Origin of the sequence: Nannocystis exedens, assembly GCF_002343915.1 — a bacterium.
Taxonomy (GTDB): Bacteria; Myxococcota_A; Polyangia; order Nannocystales; family Nannocystaceae; genus Nannocystis; species Nannocystis exedens.
The window spans coordinates 9,273,187-9,297,476 of sequence record NZ_NETK01000001.1; the positions used below are offsets into that span (position 1 = coordinate 9,273,187).

Genomic DNA, 24,290 nt, shown 5'->3' on the forward strand with positions numbered 1-24,290 from the left:
GTGCAGCCGCGGATCCTGAAGCTCTGTGCAGGTGCGCAACGGCTCGCGCAGTCAACCCCCGCAGCGCGCCCACCGGCCGCGACAGAACTAAAACAACGGCGACAGAAGTACGACGGGCCGCGCGACCGGGCGTGCTTCAGGCGGCGGCGGAGATGTCCCGCGGGAGCGGGCCGCGGCACACCAGCACCTCGGCCGGCGGGAGGTTGGGCACGACGATCTGCCGCCTCTGCTCGGCGAAGTAGCGGCCGAGGCAGCGGCCGAGGTGAAACTGCGAGAAGCCCCGCGTGGTGCTGTAGACGATCACGTGCGCGTGCAGGTAGCCGTACTGCACGAACACGCCGCCGGGCGCGAGCACCCGCGCGACGCTGTCGAGGATCGCGTCGCGCAGGTCGGGCGGCAACAGGCTCATGCCGAGGCACGAGACGATCGCGTCGACCGGGCCCGAGTGACCGGCCGCCGCGAGGTGCGTGCCGAGGTCGGCCGCGCTGCCGTGGATGGCGACGAGCCGCGGGTCGGGCAGGCGCCGCGCCGTGGCCTCGAGCAAGGGTCCGTCGATCTCGACCCCGAACAGGCGCGCGTCCGGCCGCATCGCCGCGAGCAGCTTGGCGGTGACGGTGCCGGTGCCGGTGCCGAGCTCGACGACGCTGCGGGCCCGACCGAGCTCGGCACCCTGGACCAGCGCGTCGACGAGGAACCGCGAGCTCGGCACGAAGGAGGCGGTCTGATCCCAGTCGCGCCAGCCGTTGAGGAAGAAGCGCCACGCGGCCCGCATCCGATCGATCGAGGTCGTCACAGGGCGGCGATTGTAACCGGCCGCAGCCGTTTGTCACGGTGAGCACAGGGCCGCCTCGCGCCTGCGCAGCCGCGTACGCATCCGGGCCCCGATTCCCGGCGGCGGCGGCGCGTCAGTTGTGGACCTCGTAGACCTCGCCGCACTCGCTGACGCGCGGACCCTGACGGTTCTCGACCGGGCTCGTGCGCGGCTTCAGCGGCCGCAAGTTGGGCGGCAGCTCGAGCTCGGGCCAGATCTCCATCATCGCCTCGACGACGGCCGGATCGAACTGGCTGCCGCCGAGCTTGCTGACCTTCTCGGCGGCGACCCGCGGCTCCATGCCGGCGCGGTAGATGCGGTCGGACACCATCGCGTCCCAGCAGTCGGCGACGCTGACGACGCGCACGCTCGGCGGGATGTCGTCGCCGCGCAGGCGGTCGGGGTAGCCGGTGCCGTCCCAGCGCTCGTGGTGGTGCAGCGCGAAGCGCCGCAGCTCGGCCAGCTCGGGCGACTTCTCGAGGATCTTGCCGCCGAGCACGGTGTGCTGGCGGATGACCTCGATCTCCTCGAGGGTCAGCGCGCCGGGCTTGTTGAGCACCTTGTCGGGGATGCCGATCTTGCCGACGTCGTGCAGCAGCGCGCCGAGCTCGATGGTGCGGAGCAGCGGCCGCGCGAGCTTCATGTGCTCGGCGATCCGCACCGCGAAGTAGCTGACGCGCTCGGAGTGGCCGCCGGTGTAGAAGTCCTTGGCGTCGATGGCGGCGACCAGGGTGCGCACGGTGTCGATGAAGAAGCCGTGCACCCGGCTCTCGAGCGAGCTGCTCTTGGTCGCCAGCTCCTCGTTGAGGCGGGTCAGGTACGACTCGTAGTGCTGGGCCCGCAGCAGGTTGCCGACCCGCGCCTTGAGCTCCTCGGGCAAGAACGGCTTGACGAGGTAGTCGCTGGCGCCGCGCCGGAGGCCGCGCACGCGGTCGCGGCCGTCGGCGCGGGCGGTCAGCAGCAGCACCGGCAGGCGCTCGAACTCGGGGTCCTTGCGCAATTGCTCGACCAGCTGGAAGCCCGAGAGCTTGGGCATCATGACGTCGGAGATGACGAGCGCGGGGCGGACCTCGCGGACCTTCTGCAGGCCCTCCTCGCCGTTGCTGGCGGTGTAGACGTCGTGCTGCGGGGCGAGCAGGCGCTCGATGACGCGGACGATCTCGGGGTGGTCGTCGATGACGAGGATCCGGCTGCGCTGGCCCGCGGCGGCCAGCAGGTGCTCGCCGAGCAGCGGCGCGGCGCCGGGGAACGACAGGTCCGGGGTCGGCGCCGCCGGGTCGAGCAGCTCGATCCGCTCGAGCGGCGGCAGGCGCTCGATCCGCGTCATGCTCATCGTCGGCGTGGCGAGGATGTCCTCGGGGACAGGGATGGCGAGCATCGACTCGCCGGGCGCCGGCTGCGGCGGGGCCATGCCGACCAGCTCGGTCGGGTCGAGCGGGCGGCTCGGCAGGTCGACGCTCATGGTGGTGCCGCGCCCGGGGCTGCTCTCGACCCGGACCTCGCCGTCGTGGCGGTTGACGATCGTCTTGACCAGCGCGAGGCCGATGCCGGTGCCCTCGAAGGCGCGCGTCGAGGTGGCGTCGCCCTGGAAGAACGGGGTGAACAGCTTGGCCTTGACCGAGTCGTTCATGCCGATGCCGGTGTCGCGCACCGACAGGCGCACGCGCTCGCCGTCGACGGCGACGGCGACGGTGACGCGGCCCCCGGCCGGGGTGAACTTGACGGCGTTGCTGATCAGGTTGCGCGCGACCTTGCCGAGCTCGCGCCCGCTGCCGAGCACGACCACCGGATCGGGCGGCGGGTCCCACTGCAGCACCAGCTTGCGCTGGCGCGCGGTGCTGCCGAACGCCTTGACCTGCTCGTCGACGATGGCGCGGAGGTCGACCGGGTCGCGCGTGAGCGGCTGGTCGCGCGCGCCGTACTTCGAGTAGTCGAGCAGGTCGTTGATCAGGTCGTAGAGCTGCCGCGTGGCGGTGTGCATGTCCTCGAACACCTGCCGGACCTCGCCGCGCGCGTTGCCGGCGAGCAGGCCCTCGAGCGGGGTGAGGATGCAGGTCAGCGGGGTCCGCAGCTCGTGCGACATGTTGTCGAGGAACTGACTCTTGGCCCGGTAGGCCTCCTCGATCTCGCGGTTCTTCTCCGAGACCTCCTGGTAGCTGTGGGTGATCCGCTCGTAGACGCTGCGCAGCTCCTCGTTGGTCTGCTCCTGCGCGAACGCGGCGTCGAACAGGCGCCGGCGCAGGAGGCGGTTGAAGTAGGCGCCGACGGTCACGGTGGTGGCGGTCGAGATCAGGAAGATGCTGTTGGCGGCGAACACCGACCAGTCCCACTGCGCCAGCGGCACCGGGTCGAGCGCGAGCAGCAGGCCGACGAAGGTGAGGTAGACGGCGGTGGAGGTGACGAGGACGTGCAGCGGGCCGATCGGGACGAACACGCCGACGGCGATCAGCGTCAGCGTGATGCCGGCGTAGTAGTGGCTCTTGTGGCCGAGGTTGAGCGCGCTCATCAGGCCCATGAAGGAGCCGATGAGGTACATCGCCAGGGCGCACACGCTCTCGACGTAGCGCTGGTACCGCGGCCGCTGGCTGAACTTGAGCAGGCCGACCATCACCAGCGCGAGCGCGAGGCGCATGGCGAAGAACTTGGCGACCAGGCGAGGGTCGTCGAGGCTGATGATGTCGAGCACGCCGAAGCCCAGCATCAAGGCGATGCCGAGGTAGGTGACGCGGCGGTAGCCGGCCGCGACGTCCTCCCGCACGCGCGCGGCGAAGCCCTCGTCCCGCGACAGGGTGCTCTCGCTGACGGTGGGGAGGTCGCTCGCGCTCATCGATGGCCCACGGCGATGATCGCCTGCGGCGGGTCGCCGAAGGCGCTGACGGTCTCGACGCGCCGGAAGCCGGCGCGCTCGACCATCGTGATCAGCTCCTCGCGGGAGAAGAAGGCGAACTGGCCCTCCTCGGCGAGGATCGAGAGGAAGGCGGCGCTGCTGAGGAAGGCCCGCACGTCGCGCAGGAAGGTCCCGCGGTCGACGCCCGGCGGCAGCGGCATGTTCGGGTCGCTCTGCAGCCGGTGCAGCAGGTTCTGGTAGATCCGGCTCATGTCGAAGTCGGGCTGCATCGTCGACACGACGATCCGCCCGCCCGGCCGCACGACGCGGTGGAGCTCGCGCAGGACCTCGATCGGGTTGCTCAGGTAGCTCAGCACGAGGCTGCAGGCGACGCGGTCGAACGTGGCGTCGCCGAACGGCAGGCGCTCGACCTGATCACCTGGCCGAATGGACAGGCGCGTGAGCTGCAGCTCGTCGATCGCCGGCGCCTGGCCGCGCTCGAACCGGGCCCGGGCCTCGCGGACGAGGTCCTGCGGGCCGAGCCGCCCGCGCAGCCAGCGGGTCATGCGGTTGAAGTCGAGGACGACGTCCTGCTCGTCCGCCGGCAACGCGGCGGCGAGGTACGCGAGGTCCTGCTTGTCGAGCTCCCGCCCGCGCAAGACGTCGTGCAGCCGCCAGTCCTCCGCCGCCTTCCACATGTCGATCGAGTAGCCCGTGAGACCCTTGATGATGCCCCTTAGCGCGTCGTAGCCGTAGAGCTCTCCGGCGAGGAAGCGCCGGAGGGTCCGCACCGGGCTGATGTCGACGTTGACGCAGTGCCGCGCGACCTCGGGCAGCGCGAGGCCGCGCTCCTCGGCGAGCCCGCGGAGCTTGCGCTCGGCCTCGTCGAGGGCGCCGGGCACGAAGTCGACGAGGTTCAGGCGCGCGCACGGCGGCCGCCCGCGGGCCCCGCGACGCCGCAGCAGCCGGGCCGAGAGGTTGCCGGTGCCGCAGCCGAGGTCGCAGACGACGTGCTCGGACCGGACGTCGAGCAGCTCGAGCTCGCGCTCGATGAACTCGTTGTACTCGTCGCAGGCGTTGAGGACGTCGTAGGCGAGCTTCGAGCTGCTGTCGCCGAGCAGGTACTCCTGCCAGTAGCGGCGGCGGTCGGGCAGCGGGCTCTTCGGCACCCGCCGCCACTCGGCGTTGCGGGCGCGCACGAGCTCGCGCGGGTCGGGCGTGATCGGGTCGATGTCCTCGCGGAAAAGGAAGCGCCAGATCTGCCGCACCGCGGTGTGGAACAGCGACAGCGCCTCGACGCTCGACAGCGGCATGTGGCCGCAGTCGAGCTCGACCAGCTCGCGCGGACCGGGGGCGGCGACGGCCATGAACTCGCGGATCGTCGCCGGGTCGATCCACGCGTCGTAACGGCCGAGCAGCCAGGTCACGGGGATCGGGATCTCGGCGATCTCGCGCTTGGCGTCGGCCATGAACGCGAGGCCCTCGCGCAAGAGGTCGGCGCAGAAGTGGTCGATGTCGCCGGTGACGCCGAGGATGTTGGCGATCCCGCTGAGCTTGCCGCTGGCGTGCTGCGACACGTAGTCGATGCCGCCGGAGGCGTTGCGGATCACCTCCTGGGCCGCGGGGGCGCCGTTGATGCCGAGCCAGTAGTGGATCCGCTTGCCCTTGTCGAGCCAGACGGCGCGGCGGCCGACGACGCCCTGCAGGCTGAACGAGACCAGGACGACCTGGGTCGGGGCGAAGATCGGGTTGTCGTAGACGTAGTCGAGGGTGGCCTGGATGTCGTCGACGGCCTGCGACAGCGACATGCGCATGGCCTCGCGCCCGTGCTCGCGACAGTCGGGGTCCTTGTAGCTCTCGCCGAGGTTGCGCACGCCGTCGAAGCGCAGCACGACGACGTCCTGGCGCCGGCGGGCGAAGTTCTCGACCAGAGTGAGCGCGAGGCCCGAGGTCGACTCCTTGCGCTTCGAGTGGGCCGGCGGGATGATGATCACCGGCGCGAGCAGCTTGCGCCCGTCGCCGCGCGGGGTGGTGTTGAGGATGGCGACGATGTCCTCGCGCCGGCGGTTGGGGTAGCGCACCACCTCGACGCCGCCGGCGCCCGGCCCGACCGGCGGCGGGGCCTTGCGCGGGATGAGCCGGCCGATCAGAAGGCCCATCTTCTCGACGAAGCCGAGCGACTTCTTCTCGGCGGCGCCGCGCGGGCGCACGCCCTTGGTGAAGGCCTCGTCGGCGATGCCGAAGTCGAGGCCGACCCGCAGGTACTCGACGGCGCCGGCCTCGCCCTGGACCGGGGTGACGTGCATGACCTGGCCGGTCTTGCGGGTCTCGCCGTCGCCGTTGGCGCCGCTGACGACGACCTCGCGCAGCGGGGTGCCGGGCAGCAGCAGGGCCTCGTCGGGCCGCATCTTGAAGGCGAGGCCGGTGGCCGAGATGTCGAGCACCTCGCGCCGCAGCTTCTTGCCCGGCGGATACGGCAGCGGGATCGAGACGAACATCTCCTGCGGGCCGGGCGAGCGCCGCTGCGAGCGCCGCAGCTCGAAGCGGGTGAGGTTGGCCGGCACCTCGAGCGTGACGCGGGCGCCGCTGCGGTCGAGCACCTGCGAGTGCGCGTGGGCGTTGAATGTGCCGCGCGTCAAGGTGATGTGGACGTGATCGCCGACGGCCGGCAGGCGCGCCGCAGCGTCCCGCAGCTGCACGAGCACCGCGGCGCCGCTGACCTGAAACAACTGCAGGTCGACGAGCTCGCCGACGTCGCGCTGAAACAGCAGGCCGGGCACGGGGCCCTCGGCGATCATGTCGCGCAGCGTGCCGGCCACCGAGGCGACGCCGCTCACGACCTGCACGTTGCGCGGGTCGACGTGTCTCGGGCCGTCCTCCATGATCTCCGCGATCTCCGCCAGCAAGCGCCCGAGGACGTAGCGGTGGATCTGCTCGGCCGCGGCCTCGCTGAGGTCCTGAAACTGCAGGCCGACCCCGAGGCCATGCGGCGACAGTGCGGCCACGCGGACGACACGCGCGGACACGTCGACGGCCTGGTCGCTGCCGAGCAGCGCGACCGACAGGTGCAACTGACTGGGCAAGTGCGCGTGCTGGTCCGGCAACGCGACGAAGGCCCCGCCGTCAGAGACGTTCAGCACGCGCCCGCTGCCGACGTTGGCGACGGTGCACACGAGCGTGCATGCCACCCGAGGGTAGACGCGGCGATCTCCGGGACGGCCGTAAGGTTGTACGTTCACGCGCCCATCCTACCGAAGCCCGACCCGCCAGCCCGAGGCCGCGGACCCGAGATCGTACAACGACGCGCCGGGCCGACCATCGCGCGCCCTCGCTCGCGTCAGCGGCCCATCAGGCGCCGCCAGTCGTCGCGCGAGCGGATCCGCAAGTAACGGTTGGTCTTCCGTTGCGTACCCAGCGGGCTCGTGGGGGTCGGACCGTAGTTGTGGCCCGGGTAAAGGACGACGTCGTCGCTCAGCGCGGCCAGCGGCCCGGTGAGGCTCTCGTACATCTGCTGCGCGTCGCCGCCCGGGAGGTCGACGCGGCCGCAGCCATCGACGAAGAGCGTGTCGCCGGCGACGAGGCGATCGCGGACGAGGAAGCACTGACTGCCGGGGGTGTGGCCAGGTGTGTGAATGAACGTGATCTCGACGTCGCCGAGCGCGAGCCGATCGCCGCCCTCGCGCCGCACGAGGTCGCCTTCGCTGACGCCGGTGACTTTTTTGAGCCCGTCGGCCTCGAGCTTGTGGACGTGGATCCGGGCGTCGACGCGGCCGATGAGCTCGGCGACGCCGCCGGGGACGCGGAACCCCATCATCCCGCCGCCGCAATGATCGGGGTGATAGTGAGTGACGAGCGCACCGACGATCTTCATGTCGTCGGCCTCGGCCAGACGCACCAGCGCGTCGGTGTCCCACGCCGGGTCGACGACCACGCAGGTCCGCGTGCTGCGAGAGCCGATGAAGTAGATGAAGTTGGCCATCGGCCCGATCGGCACTTGACGGAAGTACAGGTCGGAAGGCTCGCTCATGGCCGCGAAGATAGCCCGGGACGCGGTTTTACGCGATCGGGGTCGCATTTTTCCCGGGCCCGGCGAATTTCGTGCGGCGCGCGGACCCCTGTGGCATACAATCGGCCGCAACGAAGAGGCCCCCCATGCTCCGTACCCTCGCCGTCATCGCCCTATCGTCTGCCGCCCTGTCCGCCGTCGCCTGCAAGAAGGACAGCTCCAAGAGCCCCGGAGGCTGCGAGTCGGGCTATGTGCTGTCCGAGGGCAACGTCTGCGTGCTGCAGAACATCGTCGACTACAATCAATGCGTCACCAACGCGGCCGCGCGCGAGAGCATCAATGTCGGCCTGACGAAGGAGATCCTCGGTCGACTGCAGCTCCAGTGGGTGGGGCCCAACATCGGTCAGTCGGCCGAGGCGCGCGGGCGGGCCGCCAAGTTCATCGAGCTCAACCCCGGCTCGTGCCGCGAGCTCGAGGTCGTGTGGGGCTGCTACGGGGGTCGCCAACAAGGTCCAGGAGGCCGCGACCGAGCCGCCGATCTGCACGCCCTCGACCGGCTCGACGCCGCCGGCCGCGGCGGGCGCGACGCCGCCGGCGGGCTCGACGCCGCCGGCAGGCTCGACGCCGCCGGCCGCCGCGGCCGAGCCGGCGCCGAAGTGAGCCGCTTCGCGGTGCGAGCGGTCACTGGGTCGATCTGTAGGGAGGGCCGAGGCGGTCGTGGCGATCGCTTCGGCTCTTCGCGCGTCCGGCGATCGACGATCGCCGCTCCACGGCGAGCGGGCTGAGCCTCGCGGCGCGCCGATCAGCGGAGCGCCAGGTCGATCAGCAGACCGAGCAGGAACAGCAGGCCGAAGCGGCGGTTGTAGCGGAAGGCGTAGGCGACCAGATAGGTCGGCCAGATGTGCTTCGGGAAGCCGGGCGGGCAGGTCTCGGGCCGCGGGCGGGCGAACACGGCGGCGGTGTCGCGCAGCAGCGGCAGGGCGGCGAGCACGACGAGCAGCGGCCAGCCGAGCGCGCCGCGCCACACGAGCGTGACCACGGCGAGGAGCTGCAAGACCAGCATGACGGTGACGCAGCGGCGCGCGAGCGGCTCGCCGAGCAGCACCGGCAAGGTGAAGATGCCCTTGGCGCGGTCGGCCGGCAGCTTGTCGGTGTGCTTGCCGAACAACACGGCGGTCGGGCCGAGCGCGTAGGCGGTGCCGATCAGCGCGGCGTCCCAGCTCCACTGGCCGGCGGTGCAGAGATAGGTGCCGCCGACCATCAGCGGGCCCCACACCAGCAGCACGGTCGGCTCGCCGAGGCCGATGTGTTTCAAGGGCCAGGTGTAGAACAGCACGAACACGACGCCGGCGAGCATGAGGCCGAGCGCGGCGGTGCCGGTGGCGGCCACCAGCCACACGCCGGCGGCCAGGGCGATCGCGCCCGTGATCGCGGTGTAGCGCAGCACGTCGCGCACGCTCATGAGGCCGTGCTCGAGCGGCTGCGGGCCGTACTGGGCGCGGAAGTAGTTGCCCTCGTCGACGCCCTGCAGGTGGTCGGTGAGGTCGTTGACGAGGTTGTTGGTGGCGTGGGCGAACACCAGCCCGATCAGACAGGCGAGGAAGTTCAGGCCGGAGAAGTGACCGTCGCGCGCGGCCAGGATCCCGCCGATGCCGGCGGACACGATCGTCATGACGAACACGGCGGCGCGCGTGGCGATGAGCCAGCGGCTCACGAGGTCGAGGCGGTCCCACTCGTCCTTGCTGAGCCGCGGGATGATCTGCAGCGCCCGAAACCACATGCGCAGGTCGAACATGCGCGAAGCTTGCCGAACCCGCCGGCCGGGTGCGAGCGCCGAAGCAGGCGCCGCCGGCGCGAAGGTCGTGCGCGGGGCCACGTGCCCTCATCGTTCGAGCGCAGGCCGCGCGGCCGGGAAGTCGCCCGCGGCCCGGTGAGCCTCTACACTGCTCGGCATGCCCATGTCTCCGCTTTGGCCGCGTACGGCCTGGCTCCCCGCGCTCGCGCTCGCGGTCGGCTGCCAGGACAACTACGAGATGGTGACCGCAGCCCTCAACACAGTGTCGGAGTCGTCGTCGATCACGGGGACCGAGACCGACGCGACCGGCGCGACGGGCACCGAATCGACGACGGCCGAGGTGCCGACGACGACGATGGTGCCGACCACCAGCTCCGAGGGCAGCATGAGCGACAGCAACTCGGGCGGCACCGACGCGACGACGTCGACCACCGGGACCACGACCGAGACGACCGGCTGGGACCCGACGGCCACCACCGGGCCGCCGGCGACCTGCGAGGTCCCCGAGGACTGCACGGGGATGGGCGAGGGCGACCTGTCGACGTTCGTGCTGCCGTTCTTCCGCGGCGAGGTCTGCTACGCCGACAAGCTGCGCCCGGGCGACGGCCTGCCGATCAGCTGGAACCCCTGCGTCCACCCGTGCATCGATCCGAAGAAGACCGGCTGGCGCTACCTGGTCCGCTGCTCCGGCGGCATCGGCTGCGAGATCGCGTTCCTGCAGTACTACCGCGAGGCCACCGGCACCGACTGCCCGAGCGACGTGTTCGCCAAGTTCAACCCGGCCGGTTGCAAGTACATCGGCCCCCACTACGGCCTCAGCGAGGGCCTCAAGAGCTTCGGCTACCCCGACGACAAGCTGGTGGTCCCGTTCATCACCAACGAGGACGCGACCGCCGTCAACGCGCTCGAGCCGGCGGCCCAGGTGTGGACGCGCATCGACGGGCACATGCAGTCGGCCGATCGCTACATCCCGCTGTCGGTCAGCGCCGACAACCCGGCCCCGCCGACGCAGTGCGGCCCGGGGGTGCCCGGCTGCACGTGCAAGGAGATCGGGTTCTGAACTCGCCTGTCTTGAAGGACAGGTGAGCGACGCCGCGGCCGAGGGGCGGCCTGTCTCGCAGGACAGGCCGCCCTGCGGTGAACCCCTGGGCGAGCGTCAGTGCGCGTGGCCGTGGCCGTGGCCGTGCGAGTGGCCGTGGTGGTGTCCGTGCGGGCGCAGCTGGGTGAGGTGCTCGTCGAACAGCGGGCAGCGCCGCTGCGCGCACGGGCCGGGGTCGTCGATCTGCAGCGTGGTGTGGACGACGCCGAGGTGCTCGCGCAGGACGTGCTCGGCGCGGGCCAGCAGGTCGCCGGGGGCCACACCTGGCTCCGGGACCAGGTGAGCGGTGAGCACCGGGGCGCCGCCGACGCTCCAGAGGTGGAGCTCGTGGATCTCCGACAGCCCTTCGACGCCGCGCAGCTCGGCCTCGACGCGCTCCTGCGGGAGGTGAGTCGGCGCGAAGTCGAGGAGGGCGCGGGTGGCGTCGCGCAGCACGCCCCAGGCGCTGAAGAGGACGAGCGCGGCGATCCCCAAACTGAGGATCGAGTCGGCGGCGTGGATCGCCCAGGTGGAAGCGAGCACGGCGGCGACGATCGCCCCGAGCGAGCCCAGCGCGTCGGCCAGCATGTGGATCAGCGCGCCGCGGATGTTGAGGTTGTCGCCGCCGCTGCGCGCGAGGTACCAGGCCGAGGCGAGGTTGACGACGAGGCCGGCGGCGCCGACGACGAGCACCGGCTCGGGCTCGAAGTGGGTGTCGCCGGTGGTGAGGCGGCCGATCGCGCTGTGGACGATGAGGGCGCAGGCGAACGCGAGGAACAGGGTGTTGGCGAAGGCGCCGAGGGCCTCGGCGCGGGCGAAGCCGTAGGTGCGGCCCTGCACCGCCGGGCGCAGGGCGAACTCGGAGGCGAGCAGGGCGAGCGCCAGGGCGGCGACGTCGCTGACCATGTGCGCGGCGTCGGAGAGCAGGGCCAGCGAACCGCTGAGGAACGCGATGACCGTCTCGAGCCCGAGGAACGCGACGTTGAGCGCGAGGGCGACGCGCAAGGCGCGTCGGGCGCGTTCTCGCGGCGCTCGCGAGTGGGTGGCGGAACCCATGGAACTGGCATCGGACCGATGGGCCGCGATGTCAAGCGAACGGGGGCAGAGGCGCGCGCAGCGACCCAAAAGCCGCGGCCCCGAAGGGCCTTCCCGCGCGCGGCGGGGAGGTCGTCGGGGCCGCACGTGCCGTGCGCGGCGAGAAGTTCTACCTCATGACCTGGGACATGGAAGGCTCACTGGATTCTCCGCCGAGGTACCGGTCGCATCGCGCACGGAACCCCGATCGGCGAGGTTGAACCAGCCCGTCGCGATGCGACCGGTACCTCGGCGATCAGTGAATCCTGGAACAGCCTTCCTTGTGACGAATGGCGTGCAGAACGCTCGGGCGGCGCAACGCCGCCCCGGTGCAGAGCACCGAGCTAGACCTGACCTCCTTCGCACACGCACGACACGAGGAGGACGATACCAGAAAAATAAGCGACGGCCGAGGTGCTGTTCGCGCCTCGGCCGCCCGTGCATCGTGACCTGTCGTGGAGGGTCTACCTCAAGACCTGGGACATGGAAGGCTCACTGAACTCGCCGTCCGTAGCCCATACGGGCCGCGCACGGAACCACGATCGGCGAGGTTGAACCAGCCCGTCGCGGCCCGTATGGGCTACGGACGATCAGCGACGTTCTGGAATAGCCTTCCTTGTGATGGATGGTGGGGAAGACGCTCGGGCGGCGCAACGCCGCCCCGCTGCAGAGCAGCGAGCTAGACCTGCCCTCCTGTGACTGGGCCGCGAAGCACGAACTTATTCCTACCACAAGGCCGCGGAGCTTGGGAAGCACCCCTTTTCGCGCGGCCGGTGCATGTGCAAGCAGGTCAATCCGGGTAGGCGCGGATCCGGACCTCGAGGCGGCGGAAGCCCGCGATGCCGCCGAAGCTCGCGCCGATCTGCACGACCTCGACGGTCTCGAGCATGTCGGGGAATTTGACCGACGGCGGCGGGAGCTTCTTGAGCGCGTCGGCGAAGGCCTCGTCGAACGAGAGCTTGTTCGAGTAGCCGATCGCCTCGCGGTAGCGGACGGCGATGTCGCCGAGGATCCCCGCCTTCTCGCTGGCGGTCAGCGGCCGCGTCTCGACCGGGGCCGACGCGTTCTCGGCCGACGGCGGGTGGGTGTCGAAGCCCGACGGCGGGGGCGGCGGGATCGGGGAATTGGTGTCGCCGTCGCTGTCGGGCAGGGCGACCTCGACGTCGCCGCCGCTGAGGCTGAGCACGATGTCGACGAGGTCGTCGCGCGTGAACTCGACGTTCACGTCGTCGAGGCCGTCCTTGTGACGCACGCGGATGATGTCGGGCGGGCGACCGATGCTGAAGATCTCGCCGTAGCGGAACGGCGTGGCCTTGGGCGGGGTATCGGCGGCGGTGGGCCGGGCGCGATGCGTGAGCGCGAAGGTCGGGATGGGTTCGCCGGCCTGGTGGCCGATGTCGATCTCGTATTCGGTCGACGGCAGCTCGCCCTCGGCGACGATCAAGAGCTGACTGTGAGAGTAAAACGCGTGAAGATTGGTGCGGGTGGCGTACTCGCGTTGTTCAGTCATGACTCTGGGGTCCCCGACTCCGACAGGATAACAGACCGGCCCCGGGAAAACTCCCTGCGCGATCTCGCTTCGCAAAACTATCGCGGCAGCCCGGTCAGGGCGCCTCGCCGGCGCAGTCGGCGGTGGCGCACAGACGGATCGCGTCAGCGCCGACGCGGAAGGCCGCGGTGGTGATGCCGTCGAGGTCGCTGCCCGCGAGGCCGTGGCGGACTTCGACCCGCGCGATGCCCTCGGCCGCGGGGCGCAGCTTCCAGGTGTTGCTCGCAGTCTCCCCTGCAGCGACCTCGGCGGTCCAGCTCGCGGGGCTCGCGAGCTCGAAACCGTCGGGCCGCAGCTCGACGGCGACGGCGCCGACGCTACCGCTCCCGCCGCCGCGCAACTCGGCCGAGATCTCGAGCGCCGATCCCTCGCGCACCTCGTAACGCAGCGTCAGCTCGACCGTCGCCCCGGCGCGCTGGATCTGCGCGCTGCCGGCCAGCACGCGCGGTCCCGGCGGCGGCGGCGGGCTGTGGGCGCATCCGAGGACCAGCAGGACGAGGAGGGCGACGCGGCGGACGAGCACGCGAAGGACAGTAGCGTGGTTGGAATCAGATGTCCGAAAAGACAGCCCGGCTCGCGGCGCGGGGGAGGCGCGAATTCGAGCGACGAGGCCGCGTTCGCGGGCGGTGGAATTCGCAGCGCGAGGCGGGGCGTCTCGCACCGCTCGTGGCTCGCCGAGGAGGGCGCGACGCAGAGGCGCTCGCGGGGGCGGAGCGGTTCTGATCGTCGCGCGGTGCGTCGGCGATCAGAACCAGCGGACCGCGGCGGCGTTGCAGGCGCCGATGCCCACGCCGCGCCTGTCTTCGCTGGTTTCGCTCGTGTTCACGATGTCCGCGTTGCTCGTCACGAGCGGATGTACCGCCAAGGGCGAGCCCAGGCGCGAGGCCGCGGCGAGCGAGCCGGCGCAGCCGGAGAAGTCGGAGGCGCCGGTGCCTGGCGGACTAGGATGGGTGATGAGCTCCGGCTCGGTGCAGCTCGAGGTGCTGCCGCAATTCGAGGTGCTCGATCGGCGCAGCAACACGCTCGACGTCCACCTGCTGCTGCGCCTGCGCGGGATGGGCGAGGTGGTCGGCGAGCGGCCGCCGCTCGACCTCGCGGTGGTGCTCGACCGCTCGGGCAGCATGGCCGGCGAGAAGCTGCTGGCGGTCAAGCAGGCGACGCTCGACCTGCTGAAGGAATTGAAGCCGCATGACCGGTTGACGCTGATCGCCTACGACAGCGAGGTCGAGGTGCTGACCGAGGGTCTGGTCGCGGACGAGGCGGGCCTTCAAACCGCGCGCAAGGCGGTGCTGGCGATCACGGACCGCGGCGGCACGGCGCTCGGTCCGGCGCTGTTCCGCGGGTTCGAGGCGTTCGATCCGCAGACCCGCAAGGAGGACGAGCTGCGCCACCTGCTGCTGCTGTCCGACGGCCAGGCCAACGAGGGCGAGAAGGACCCGCTGGTGCTCGGGCAGCGCGCGCGCGAGAACTTCGGCCGCGGGGTCAGCGTGTCGACGCTCGGGGTCGGGCTCGACTACAACGAGGAGCTGATGACGCGGCTCGCCGACCAGGGCGGGGGGCGCTATCACTTCATCCAGGGCACGGACGCGATCTCGCGGGTGCTGTCGGACGAGTTCGCCGGGCTGGTGGCGACCGTGGCCTCGGGGATCGAGGTGACGATGCAGATGGCGCCGGGGGTCCAGGTGCGCCAGGTGTACGGCTACTCGTGGCAGGAGACGCCGCAGGGCGCGTCGATCCTGGTCGGCTCGCTGGCGGCCCAGCAGGTGCGCGAGATCGTGGTCAAACTGCAGGTGAACTTCGGGACAGGTGCGACGGGACAGCTGGCGCTCGGGACCGTCGACCTCAGGGCCAAGGACCAGACGCAGCGAGGCCGGGCGGTCGAGGGTAAGCTGGCGCTGTCGGCCCCGACGAGCGCCGACGCGGAGGAGCTCCGGCGGTCGGAGCGCACCGAGGTGACGGTCCGCGTGGCCGAGGTCGAGAGCGCGGCGCAGATGCAGGCGGCCGCGCTCGCGGTCGACGGCGGCGACTACGACAAGGCGCGCGAGGTCCTGAAGGACAGCGTCCACGCGCTCGAGCAGCAGCAGAAGGCGACGCCGAGCCCGAAGCTGGCCAAGCAGCTCGAGGAGCTCAAAGCGGCCGAGTCGGGGCTCGACGCGGCCAGACAGAGCGCGGAGCAGGCGAAGATCTACGGCAAGCAGTCGAAGGCGAAGGCGTACAAGCTCGCCAAGTGAGGCCGCGGGGATCGGTCGGCGCGCGGGCGACACGGACGGGCGCTTCGCCGTCGGCCGCGGACCGCGACGGGCTAGAACACGCGGTTATAGCCGTTGAGCGCGGCGACCCGGTAGGCCTCGGCCATGGTCGGATAGTTGAAGGTAGTGTTGATGAAGTAGCGCAGGTTGTTGGCCTCGCCGCCCTGGGCCATGATCGCCTGGCCGATGTGGATGATCTCGGCGGCCTGATCGCCGAAGCAGTGGACGCCGAGGATCTGCAGGGTCTCGCGGTGAAACAGCAGCTTGAGCACGCCGACGCGGATGCCGGTGATCTGGGCGCGGGCGAGGTTGCGGAACAGGGCGTGGCCGACCTCGTAGGGCACGCCGTCCTGCGTCAGCTCGCGCTCGGTGCGGCCGACCGAGCTGATCTCGGGGTCGGTGTAGATGCCGGTCGGGATGTCCTTGACGAGGCGGGCGTCGCACTCGCCGTGGAGAAGGTGGGTCATGGCGAAGCGGCCCTGATCGTAGGCGGCGGAGGCGAGGCTCGGGACGCCGACGACGTCGCCGACGGCGTAGATGTGCGGGTGGACGGGGGTGCGGTAGACGTCGTCGACCTCGATCTGGCCGCGGCTGTTGGGCTGGATGCCGATCGCCTCGAGGCCCATGTCCTGGGTGTTGCCGGTGCGCCCGTTGGCCCACAGCAAGATGTCGGAGCGCAGCTTCTTGCCCGACTTGAGGTGGACGACCACGCCGTCGGGCTGGGGTTCGATGCGCTCGTAGATCTCGTTGTGGCGGATCAGCACGCCCTGATCGCGCAGGTGGTACGACAGCGCGTCGATGATCTCGTCGTCGAGGAAGGCGAGCAGCTTGTCGCGGTTGTTGACGAGGTTGACCTTCATCTCGAGGCCGCGGAAGATCGAGGCGTACTCGCAGCCGACGACGCCGGCGCCGTAGATGGTGATCGACTGCGGGGCGCGCTCGCGGCCGTGGTGGCCGAGGCCGAGGATGGTGTCGCTGTCGAAGATCCGCGGGTGCGTGAAGTCGACGTCCGGCGGCCGGTAGGGGCGCGAGCCGGTGGCGATGACGAAGCCGGCGGCGCGCAGGCGCGGGCGCGCGCCGCCGGGCTCCTCGACCTCGATGGTGTGCGGATCGACGAAGCGCGCGTGGCCGGTGAAGACGTCGACGTGGTTGCGGTGGTAGAAGCTGCGCCGCAGCTCGACCTGGTTGTCGATGACCCGCCGCGCGCCGGTGAGGAGCTGGGGGAAGGTGACGACGTGGCCGGCGACGAGGTCGGCGAACAGGGGGTTTTGCCGCACGCTCTTCAGCGTCCGCACGGCCTCGCGCAGGGCCTTGCTGGGGATCGTGCCGAGGTGGGTGCAGGCGCCGCCGACCGCCCGGTGGCGCTCGACGAGGGCGACGCGCCGGCCGGCCTTGGCGGCGAGCATGGCGGCCCCCTCGCCGCCGGGGCCGGAGCCGAGGACGACGACGTCGAAATCGAGGCCGCTCGGCCGGTTCGGGGCGAAACCAGATGGCGAAGAGGACAGGTTGGTCTCGGCGGTCACGCGGGCTCCTCGGGCGCGGCAAGCTTACCAGGCCGCGAGGCGCGTGCAGCCGCGTGCCCGCACAGGCGGCGCGGCGAGGCCGACGGCGGTTCGCTCGCGCCGCGTCACGCTCGCGCGGCTGGACGTGCGAGCGATGGGCGCGTCGCCCACGACCGGCTTGCAAGCGCGAGCGAGGCGGGTCGGCGCCGACGACCGCGAACGTGAAGGCGCGTGATCCTCGGCCGGCACGACACGTGCGAGCGCGTCGCGAGGACGCCGGGCGCGCCCGCGCGAGCGCGCCGGACCTCGCGCTCAGGACGGCGGGATGTGCTCGGGGACCCAGCGCATGCCCATGCCCGCCGGCAGCTTGAGCTCGAGCTCGCGGTCGAGCACGATCGCGCTGATCTTCTGGCCGTCGACGATCGTGCCGTTGAGGCTGGCGGTGTCGACGGCCCAGATGTCGCCCTCGTCGAGCAGCAGCACCAGGTGGACGCGCGACAGGCTGTGGCTGGCGCCGGCGAGCTGGCAGCGCTCGTAGCGGCCGATCAGCATGCCGCGCTCGAGGTCCTCGGCCGAGACGCGGTGGGCGATCTGGGTGTTCTCGGCCGACAGCAGGATGGTGCCGACGATCTTCCCGCCGGCGCCGGGCTTGGCGCGCAGGTGCTGGGCGGCCGGGAGCAGCGTCATGTACGTGTGGCGCCGCGTTCGACCGGCGGGCTGCGGGCGCCGCTGCTCGCGATTGACGCGCTCGGGGATCCGATGGTCGAGGTAGACGCGCTCGGGGAAGGACTGCCAGGTGGCGTCGGCGCTGCTCTCCCAGCGGCTCGGGGCCAGCGAGCCGGTCGGGAACAGGAACAGCTGGTAGCCGAGCACGTGGACGAACAGGGGGCCCTCGGCCAGGACCGACTTGCACACCTGACCGTCCTCGGTGCGGAAGGTGTTCGACGAGTCGAGGTCGATCAGCCGCACGCGCGCCTCGCCGATGCCCTGCCGGCTGACCCGCACGAGCGCGTGCCGCAGCGAGACGTCCTCGTCGTGGAGGGTGAGGGCGCAGCACTCGTGGCGACCGATGACGCCGAAGGCGCCCTGCTCGCTGAGGATCGGCAGGTGGACGTAGGCGGCGATCTTGCCGTCCTCGCGGGCGGCGACGCAGAGCAGGCCGTCCTTGTCGAAGGCGGCGTAGATCGGGTGGAGCTCGCGGAACATCGCCTTGAAGGTCGCGGCGAACGAGGCCCTCGGCTCGACCGGCGCGGCCAGAATGCGGGTCGCGCGACTCGGCTTGTCGTCGTCGTGTCCGTGAGCCTCGGCCATCCCGACGATGATAGCCGGGGCGATCGACGGCGGCGCGGGCGAATTTGCGCCCGCACGTGCGTTCGCCGGCGCGGCGCAGTAGGGTGGTGTCGTGAGCCGGGGGCAGGACGACATCGCCGAACGCTGGCGGCGCGAGGCCGTGCGTCGCGCCGCAGCCCCGTTCGGGCTCGCCTGCGCGGCCCTGCCGGTGCTCGACCAGTGCGAACAACACAGCCTGATCGAGCAGATCGCCGCCGGGCTCCAGGCCGGCGCCCTGCCGGCGGTGCCGGCCTCGGGCTGGCTGTGGATCGGGTACTTCGCGGCGCTGGCGGCGGCCGCGGCCGTCCTGCTGACGCGACGACCCTCACGCGCGCGCTGGCGCCTGTTCGCCGCCTGCGCCGGGCTGCACGTCTGTTACGCGCTCGCGACCGGGCTGCGCACCGCCGTGCTGGTGGGGCTCGGGCTGTTCGCGTGGAGCTTCGTCGCGCTGCAGGCCGCCGACGCGCTCGAGCGCGGGTGAGACGAGGGCGGCGAGCGGCGGAGGCGCGGCATGCCAAAATCATGTCCTGACGCGCATGTGCTTCGGGGCATGTCGCCTCGGCAGGACCGGCAAGCGGCGCGATGGCGGCAAGGGCATGTGCCATGGAACATGTCCTGATGAACATGTCCCTGGGGCATGTCCTCCCGGGCTGCTCGTCAGGGCGCCGCGGAGGCCATCGGCGTCGGCTCGCGCGGGCCCTGGACGGAGCCTTCGGGGACGGCGAAGCCGAGCGATTCGACGAGGGCGCGGTCGTAGCCGCCCTCGACCCAGAAGCGGACGACGGGAGGCGGCGGGGTCAGGCCGAGCGCGGCGATCTGGCGCGGGTCGACGCCGAGGCCGACGAACTCGCCCTCGGCGCTGACCCACGCCGGGTAACCTTCGCCGGTGGTCTCGCCGGCGAAGCGCGCGGCGGCCAAATCGCGCAGGCGGCGGCACACGTAGGCGCGCGGGAGGACGGCCAGCCAGAAGGCGCCCGCGCGCTGCAGGCGGGCGCGGGCGACGTCGCAGGCGTCGGCCTCGAACTCCGCGACGTCGGCGGGCAGGACCAGCGGGATGAACGGCGCGTCGGGGTCGGCGCGCAGGATGTCGAGCGCGACCTTGCTGTAAGAACAGGTGCCGATGACGTAGACGCGACCGACGCCCGGGCGGAGCCAGCGGCCCGGGTCGAGCAGCCAGGCGGCCGCGACGGCGACGAGGAGGCCGGCGACCAGGCCGGCGAAGAGGGGGCGATGGCGGCGCAACAGGCTCACAATGCGGCCATCCACTCGAGCTGCTCGAGCAGATCTTGCTGCAGATCGAGGCTCTGGCGGATCTGCGGGTCGGCGAGGTCGAGCCGGCGCAGCGCGGTGAGGTTGGCGGTGACGAGCTCGATCTCGGAGCGCAGGCTGACCTGCCACTCGTCCCTGGTGCCGTGCATCGGCAGGCGGATGTCGCCGGCCTGGAACGCGTGATAGCGGGTGCGCCCGTCCGGCAGCGGCGCGGGGCGGTCGAGCCAGGCGTTGCGGGCGATGCAGTCGGCGTAGGCGTGGCAGTCGTCGGTGGCCTCGTCGCCGAGGGTGGGCCTGGCGTAGACGACGTGGCCCTCGCCGGCGCTCCGGCGCTCGACGACGACGCTGATGTCGGCCTTGCACATGGCCTCCATCTGCGCGAGGTGGCGGGCGCTGCAGTGCTCCTTGGCGACGGCGAACGGGCTGGCCCCGCCGTGGCGCATCTTCCAGGTCTGGGTGGGGATCCACTTGGGGTCGGCCTCGGCCAGACGGTCGAGGTCCTCGGGCGCGGCGGCGGCGGCGCGGACGGCTTCGAGGTCGACGTCGCCGAGGACCCAGGCGTCACCGTCGCGCCGGGCGCCCGCGTTGGCGGCGTCGTAGTCCATCGGCCGGACGCCGGCGATCTGCAGATAGGAGCCGTAACCGGGCCCGGCCGAATGGGCGGCCGCCGAGGCTGTCGCCCCGCCGCGGAGGCCGCCGAGGCGCTCGCTCGCCGCATACGAGAGCAGGGCGCAGACGGCGACGAGACCGGCGAGGGTGACGATCAGCTTCCTTGTAAACATTCCGAACCGCCGCTTCCGTGCTGTGTGTTCGGGATCAGGGGGCCCGCAGCCCGGCGTCGCCGGTCGCGGTCGGCGTGGGGGCCTTCTTGCCGCACGGCTGGCCGCCATTGAGACACTTGTAACCGGTGGCGTAGCAGCCCCACCAACCCTTGCTGGTGGTGGTCGCACAGAACGCCGGGCCGCCCCAGGGATCCCACTTGCAGATGAGGCAGTTGCCGAACCAGCCGGCCGAGGGCTCGACCGGCTGCGACAACACGCCGGTGCCGAGTGCCAGGCTAAGGGAGAAACCCAAGGCGAATTTGGCGGTACTGGTCATGGTGGCCGATGAGGTATCTGGTCCGAGGAGCGCCTGATGAGGGCATGAAGGGTATCGGCCCGATGGGCCAGCGGCCCGTATGGGCTACGGTGGGCGCGACCGGTCCGGATCGACCGGAGTTGAAACGTCCACGCTTCAATGACCCTAGAGCAACTTCGACGCTAACGCTCGAGGTAGCGGGTTGCAATCATGCTCAGATGTATAGTGGCGGGTCAAGAATGATTGTACAAGCATGGATCGTTCACCGATCGCGGGCCCCCGGCGGGCGACCAGGGCCCGTCCGAGAAACATTTGTGAGGCCCGATACAATCACGGCAGTTGTGCCATTTTCGCTGAGACCGGGATGCAGCGAACAATACCGTAGGACCCAATGATTGGGCGGCCTCATGCGTCGCCGCGAGCGGCGGGCGAGGCCCGGGGCACGCTCCTGGTTGCGCAGACAGACGTTGTTCGCGGGCAGGGCCCGAGGGCGGGGGCCGGTCGATGCATCTGCAACGACGGCGAATTCCACCGCCGCGGCCGCGAGAGATCGCGCGGCTGGTCGTGCGTGGGCGGCCGGCCACACCGCCGGGAGTGCGCCCTTCACGCAGGTCGGGCCTGCTAGCCTCAGGTCATGACGCGCAAGGAATTGATCGAGACGATCCGCCGCCAGCTCGAGGAGAGCGGCGGTCCGGAGCTGTCCGTGGCGGCGACGGGCAAGGTGGTCGACGCGGTGTTCGCCGCGGTCACCGAGAGCCTGCGGCGGGAGGGGCGCTATGTTCACCCGAATTTCGGTTCGTTCTCGGTCCACGTGACGCAGGCGCGGCCCGGGCGCAACCCGAAGACCGGGGAGGCGATCGAGATCCCCCGCAGCGAGACGGTCCGGTTCAAGCCGGCGCGCGAGCTCAAGGCGGCGCTGGAGGGCTAAACGGCCCCGGGAGGCAGGTTCTTCAGGACATGTTCCTTGAGCAGGTAGCCGAAGCCGGCGTTGCGCAGGCGGACCAGCAGCGCCGGGACCTCGACGCCGAGGGCCTCGGCGGTGCGCGCGAGGTCCCAGTGGTGCTGCGCCAGCTTCTCCAACAAAAAGGCGCGCCGGACCTGGGCCGCGGACAGGCGGAAGGTCTTGCAGTACTCGAGCTCGCCGCCGTCGCGGAGGATCGCCTCGCCGAGGTGGTTGTCCTCGTCGGGCCGCAGCGCCGACATGAAGCGGCGCAGGCGGAACGGGCCGGTCCGGTGGACCGTCTGCCAGCGCAGGGGCTCGCGCAGCACGCCGGCGGCCATGCCGGCGGTGAAGGCGGTCCAGTCGGCGCGGGCGCGGGCGACGGCGGCACGCAGGCCGGCGAGGTCGGCGATCTCGGCCTCGCGCACGGCGACGCGGTGGGCCGGGACGTCGTCGTAGAGGATCGCGTACTGGTAGACGAGCTCGCCGAAGAAGTCGCGCACGAGGCTGCGGTGCAGCGCGCGGTAGTCGTCGGGGTGGGGGAACACGACCATCGCCGCCAGCGCGTCGGCGACGAACACGAGCGCGCCGACCTGGCGCTCGTGGATCTCGAACATCCGCACGGCGTCCTCGAGGCCGTGGACGTGGCTGCCGAGCGCCGCGCGCTCGCGCCGCGGCGACAGGCCGTGGCTCAGGGCCTGCCGGCTGTACTCGCTCCAGGCGACGTCGGGGCCGCCGAAGTGCAGCGACAGGAAGCCCTCCAGCGACAGGTGCAGCGGCAAGAACCGCAGCGCGCCCGGCTCTTCCTGGCGGACCATGCGGTGGAGCACGCGCACGCCGCCGAGGTCGCGCAGGCCGAGCTGCTTGTCGGTCAGCGCGGCGCCCCGGGCGGCCACGGCGGTGCCGTCGCTGGACCAACGCAGGACGTAGGCGTGGGGGATGTACGAGCAGTAGGCGACCGTCGGCGCGTCGGCGTGGCCGCGCACGCCGACGGCGTGGGGGCGACGGCCCTTGAACTCGAGTGTCCCAAGGCGCAGGTCCTCGCGGACATGTTCTTTGAGCAAGGGAACGAGGCGGACCGCCCCGAACGCCTGGGCCGGGGCGATCTGCAGGCCGCGCAGGCCGAGGCCCTGGCTGGTCTCGTCGAACTTCATGCGCCCTCCTCCAGCGGGGCGACGGCGGCGCGGCGCAGGAACACGTCGACGCGGCGGGCCAGGTAGTCCTCGAGCTCGGCCAGCGAGAGGTCGCCGGCGGCGAAGCGGGCGAACGCCAGCGCGGTCGGCAGGTCCTCGGCGTCGCGCAGGCCGAGGGTCGGGACGGCGGCGCCGAGGCGCCGCGGGCCGAGCTCGGGGGCCTCGAACACCGGGTTGACGTGGACGATGGTGGTGCGACCCGCGGGATCGAGGCGGGCTTTGAAGACGCGGCAGACCTCGCCGGCGCCGCCGGTGGGGTCGTTGTCGAAGCCGTCGGAGACGACGACGAGCAGGTCGGGCCGGGTCTCGAGGGCGTCGAGCAAGGGGCCGGCGAGGTCGGTCTGGCCGCGCGGGCCGGCCAGCAGCGGGTCATCGGCGGTAGGTGTCCAAAAGGGCATGTACTCGGCGCTCGCGGCCCGTAGCAGGGCGTCGACCCCGAGCGCGACGGCCAGCGAGCGGCGCGGCTTGTCCGGCGAGCCGGTGGTCGAGTAGGAGCGGTCGAGGACGGCGGCGACGCGGCCGAGCGCGAGCGGGGCCTCGCGCAGGCAGCGGCGGGCGGCGTCGTCGAGGGCGGCCTGCAGCTCGGCCCGCCGCTCGCGCCGCTCGGCCGGCGGCAGCGAGAGGAGGTAGATCGCCACGCGCGTGAGGCCGGCGCGGGCGAGGTCGATCGCCAGCTCGGCCACGCCCTCGCGCGCGGCGGTGTTCTGCAGGCGCAGCCGCTCGAGCGTGGTCAGGCGCGGGGCGATCTTCCGCAGGAACACGGCCCGGTCGATGTTGCGGCGGGCGGCCATGCCCTCGGCGACGGTGAACGGCAGCTCGTACATCGCCTCGTCGCTGAAGTGAGCCTGGCGGAAGGTCTCGAGCAGCGGGGTCTGATAGCGGCGCTGCTTCCAGCCCTTGAACAGGAACCCGCCGAGCTCGCCGGGCAGGCGCAGGTGGGTGTGCAAGATCAGGTCGCGCAGCTTGCCCCGGTACTTGACGGCGTCGAATTGTAGATCTGGCCGGGAGGACAGGTAGTCGCGGACGATCGCCCGCAGCCGCCGGTTGTTGACGCCGCGGGCGCGCACGGCGAGGAGCGCCCGGTAGGCCCGCGGGGCCGGCAGCGAGCGCAGGGCGGCGACCACGAGCCGGCCCTCGTCGCGCCGCTCGACGGGGCCCGCGTCGCGCGAGCTGGCCAGCAGTTCGGTGACGATCCGCGCGCGGTTGAAGTGGTTGACGCCGGCGGCGAGGGTGCGGGCGTAGAGCCGGCGGTAGTTGCCGCGGATGTAGTCGTGCAGGAACTCGATCGAGACGGTCTGGGCGCGGCCGTCGCTGTAGAACTCGCGCTGGCCGGTGCAGCAGAAGCAGGCGTTGAGGAACACCACCAGGTCCTCGCAGGTGACCCGCGCGGCGGCGGCGTGGCGGGTCTCGGCGGACATGATCATCGGGACAGGTAAGCCGCCCGGGGAAGGAGTGCTCGACTGCTTAGCGCAGCTCCAGAGGCCGAATTCGGAAGTCGAACGGAAGTCCCGCGGGCGGCCCCCCGAGCCTACCACGCGGCCGCGGCCGACACGGCGGTCGCGGGGGCGCGCAGGCGGCTCGCGGGCGCTCG

The 24,290-nt window shown here is 71.5% G+C and carries 20 protein-coding genes; 5 read left to right on the forward strand and 15 right to left on the reverse strand.

Annotated features, from left to right (window positions below; genetic code table 11):
• Positions 1-136 precede the first annotated feature (136 nt).
• The 4 genes from NAEX_RS36270 to NAEX_RS36285 form a co-directional block, all read right to left on the reverse strand.
• Positions 137-793: a class I SAM-dependent methyltransferase gene (locus NAEX_RS36270; protein WP_096332049.1), complete on the reverse strand. Its 657-nt coding sequence runs from the start codon at positions 791-793 to the stop codon at positions 137-139.
• A gap of 112 nt (positions 794-905) precedes the next feature.
• Positions 906-3,638, reverse strand: coding sequence for an HD domain-containing phosphohydrolase (locus tag NAEX_RS36275; RefSeq protein ID WP_096332050.1), 2,733 nt, complete (start codon positions 3,636-3,638; stop codon positions 906-908).
• The gene (locus NAEX_RS36280) at positions 3,635-6,877 is read right to left on the reverse strand and encodes a PilZ domain-containing protein (RefSeq protein WP_096332051.1); all 3,243 of its coding nucleotides are present in this window, start codon (positions 6,875-6,877) and stop codon (positions 3,635-3,637) included. Before NAEX_RS36280 ends, NAEX_RS36275 begins: the two co-directional genes overlap by 4 nt.
• Before the next feature lie 98 nt (positions 6,878-6,975).
• Positions 6,976-7,665, reverse strand: a complete 690-nt coding sequence (locus tag NAEX_RS36285; RefSeq protein ID WP_096332052.1) for an MBL fold metallo-hydrolase — start codon at positions 7,663-7,665, stop codon at positions 6,976-6,978.
• 125 nt (positions 7,666-7,790) lie between these two features.
• Between NAEX_RS36285 and NAEX_RS36290 the strand changes: the two genes are divergently transcribed.
• Positions 7,791-8,429, forward strand: a complete 639-nt coding sequence (locus NAEX_RS36290; protein WP_096332053.1) for a hypothetical protein — start codon at positions 7,791-7,793, stop codon at positions 8,427-8,429.
• 17 nt (positions 8,430-8,446) lie between these two features.
• Here the strand turns inward: NAEX_RS36290 and NAEX_RS36295 are convergent, their stop codons facing one another.
• Positions 8,447-9,439, reverse strand: coding sequence for a prenyltransferase (locus tag NAEX_RS36295; RefSeq protein WP_096332054.1), 993 nt, complete (start codon positions 9,437-9,439; stop codon positions 8,447-8,449).
• A gap of 157 nt (positions 9,440-9,596) precedes the next feature.
• Between NAEX_RS36295 and NAEX_RS36300 the strand changes: the two genes are divergently transcribed.
• Positions 9,597-10,499, forward strand: coding sequence for a hypothetical protein (locus NAEX_RS36300; protein WP_096332055.1), 903 nt, complete (start codon positions 9,597-9,599; stop codon positions 10,497-10,499).
• 96 nt (positions 10,500-10,595) lie between these two features.
• Here the strand turns inward: NAEX_RS36300 and NAEX_RS36305 are convergent, their stop codons facing one another.
• The 3 genes from NAEX_RS36305 to NAEX_RS36315 all read right to left on the reverse strand — a co-directional run bounded on the left by NAEX_RS36305 (position 10,596) and on the right by NAEX_RS36315 (position 13,663).
• The gene (locus NAEX_RS36305) at positions 10,596-11,522 is read right to left on the reverse strand and encodes a cation diffusion facilitator family transporter (RefSeq protein WP_170136296.1); all 927 of its coding nucleotides are present in this window, start codon (positions 11,520-11,522) and stop codon (positions 10,596-10,598) included.
• A gap of 859 nt (positions 11,523-12,381) precedes the next feature.
• A complete protein-coding gene (locus NAEX_RS36310; RefSeq protein WP_143140740.1) occupies positions 12,382-13,101 on the reverse strand; it encodes a hypothetical protein in 720 nt (239 codons plus the stop codon).
• 94 nt (positions 13,102-13,195) lie between these two features.
• A complete protein-coding gene (locus NAEX_RS36315) occupies positions 13,196-13,663 on the reverse strand; it encodes a hypothetical protein (RefSeq protein WP_096332058.1) in 468 nt (155 codons plus the stop codon).
• Positions 13,664-13,967: 304 nt separating this feature from the next.
• Between NAEX_RS36315 and NAEX_RS36320 the strand changes: the two genes are divergently transcribed.
• Positions 13,968-15,371 (forward strand): vWA domain-containing protein, encoded by a 1,404-nt coding sequence (locus NAEX_RS36320; protein ID WP_170136297.1) that lies wholly within the window; start codon positions 13,968-13,970, stop codon positions 15,369-15,371.
• Positions 15,372-15,442: 71 nt separating this feature from the next.
• Here NAEX_RS36320 and sthA read toward each other — a convergent pair whose 3' ends face one another.
• The gene (sthA, locus tag NAEX_RS36325) at positions 15,443-16,795 is read right to left on the reverse strand and encodes a Si-specific NAD(P)(+) transhydrogenase (RefSeq protein ID WP_420814175.1); all 1,353 of its coding nucleotides are present in this window, start codon (positions 16,793-16,795) and stop codon (positions 15,443-15,445) included.
• A gap of 408 nt (positions 16,796-17,203) precedes the next feature.
• Entirely contained in the window at positions 17,204-18,202 is a 999-nt protein-coding gene (locus tag NAEX_RS36330; RefSeq protein WP_100793110.1) for an FHA domain-containing protein, read from the reverse strand.
• 91 nt (positions 18,203-18,293) lie between these two features.
• Here NAEX_RS36330 and NAEX_RS36335 point away from each other — a divergent pair, with 91 nt between their 5' ends.
• Positions 18,294-18,701, forward strand: coding sequence for a hypothetical protein (locus tag NAEX_RS36335; RefSeq protein ID WP_096332061.1), 408 nt, complete (start codon positions 18,294-18,296; stop codon positions 18,699-18,701).
• 176 nt (positions 18,702-18,877) lie between these two features.
• On the opposite strand, the gene NAEX_RS36340 is transcribed toward NAEX_RS36335, so the two are convergent.
• Genes NAEX_RS36340 through NAEX_RS36350 form a run of 3 tightly spaced genes read right to left on the reverse strand, consistent with a single transcriptional unit; the run spans position 18,878 to position 20,563 of the window.
• Positions 18,878-19,471, reverse strand: a complete 594-nt coding sequence (locus tag NAEX_RS36340; RefSeq protein ID WP_096332062.1) for a hypothetical protein — start codon at positions 19,469-19,471, stop codon at positions 18,878-18,880.
• Entirely contained in the window at positions 19,468-20,271 is an 804-nt protein-coding gene (locus NAEX_RS36345; protein ID WP_096332063.1) for a hypothetical protein, read from the reverse strand. The genes NAEX_RS36340 and NAEX_RS36345 overlap by 4 nt, the downstream gene beginning before the upstream one ends.
• Positions 20,272-20,305: 34 nt before the next feature.
• On the reverse strand, positions 20,306-20,563 hold the full coding sequence (locus NAEX_RS36350) for a hypothetical protein (RefSeq protein ID WP_143140743.1): 258 nt from the start codon (positions 20,561-20,563) through the stop codon (positions 20,306-20,308).
• 637 nt (positions 20,564-21,200) lie between these two features.
• Between NAEX_RS36350 and NAEX_RS36355 the strand changes: the two genes are divergently transcribed.
• Positions 21,201-21,494 (forward strand): HU family DNA-binding protein, encoded by a 294-nt coding sequence (locus NAEX_RS36355; RefSeq protein WP_096332065.1) that lies wholly within the window; start codon positions 21,201-21,203, stop codon positions 21,492-21,494.
• Here NAEX_RS36355 and NAEX_RS36360 read toward each other — a convergent pair.
• Complete coding sequence (locus NAEX_RS36360; RefSeq protein ID WP_096332066.1) at positions 21,491-22,660, reverse strand: ARPP-2 domain-containing protein; 1,170 nt, start codon at positions 22,658-22,660, stop codon at positions 21,491-21,493. The genes NAEX_RS36355 and NAEX_RS36360 overlap by 4 nt on opposite strands.
• Positions 22,657-24,123 carry a hypothetical protein gene (locus NAEX_RS36365; protein WP_096332067.1) on the reverse strand — a complete coding sequence of 489 codons (1,467 nt, stop codon included), beginning with the start codon at positions 24,121-24,123 and terminating at the stop codon, positions 22,657-22,659. Before NAEX_RS36365 ends, NAEX_RS36360 begins: the two co-directional genes overlap by 4 nt.
• Between the last annotated feature and the right edge of the window lie 167 nt (positions 24,124-24,290).

Excerpts from the sequence above, each read along its gene's own strand:
- NAEX_RS36345 (WP_096332063.1), bottom strand. The coding sequence starts at position 20,271 with ATGTTTACAAGGAAGCTGATCGTCACCCTCGCCGGTCTCGTCGCCGTC.
- NAEX_RS36300 (WP_096332055.1), top strand. The coding sequence starts at position 9,597 with ATGCCCATGTCTCCGCTTTGGCCGCGTACGGCCTGGCTCCCCGCGCTC.
- NAEX_RS36310 (WP_143140740.1), bottom strand. The coding sequence starts at position 13,101 with ATGACTGAACAACGCGAGTACGCCACCCGCACCAATCTTCACGCGTTT.
- NAEX_RS36275 (WP_096332050.1), bottom strand. The coding sequence starts at position 3,638 with ATGAGCGCGAGCGACCTCCCCACCGTCAGCGAGAGCACCCTGTCGCGG.
- NAEX_RS36365 (WP_096332067.1), bottom strand. The coding sequence starts at position 24,123 with ATGATCATGTCCGCCGAGACCCGCCACGCCGCCGCCGCGCGGGTCACC.
- NAEX_RS36320 (WP_170136297.1), top strand. The coding sequence starts at position 13,968 with ATGTCCGCGTTGCTCGTCACGAGCGGATGTACCGCCAAGGGCGAGCCC.
- NAEX_RS36360 (WP_096332066.1), bottom strand. The coding sequence starts at position 22,660 with ATGAAGTTCGACGAGACCAGCCAGGGCCTCGGCCTGCGCGGCCTGCAG.
- NAEX_RS36295 (WP_096332054.1), bottom strand. The coding sequence starts at position 9,439 with ATGTTCGACCTGCGCATGTGGTTTCGGGCGCTGCAGATCATCCCGCGG.
- NAEX_RS36330 (WP_100793110.1), bottom strand. The coding sequence starts at position 18,202 with ATGGCCGAGGCTCACGGACACGACGACGACAAGCCGAGTCGCGCGACC.
- NAEX_RS36290 (WP_096332053.1), top strand. The coding sequence starts at position 7,791 with ATGCTCCGTACCCTCGCCGTCATCGCCCTATCGTCTGCCGCCCTGTCC.
- NAEX_RS36355 (WP_096332065.1), top strand. The coding sequence starts at position 21,201 with ATGACGCGCAAGGAATTGATCGAGACGATCCGCCGCCAGCTCGAGGAG.
- NAEX_RS36285 (WP_096332052.1), bottom strand. The coding sequence starts at position 7,665 with ATGAGCGAGCCTTCCGACCTGTACTTCCGTCAAGTGCCGATCGGGCCG.
- sthA (WP_420814175.1), bottom strand. The coding sequence starts at position 16,795 with ATGCTCGCCGCCAAGGCCGGCCGGCGCGTCGCCCTCGTCGAGCGCCAC.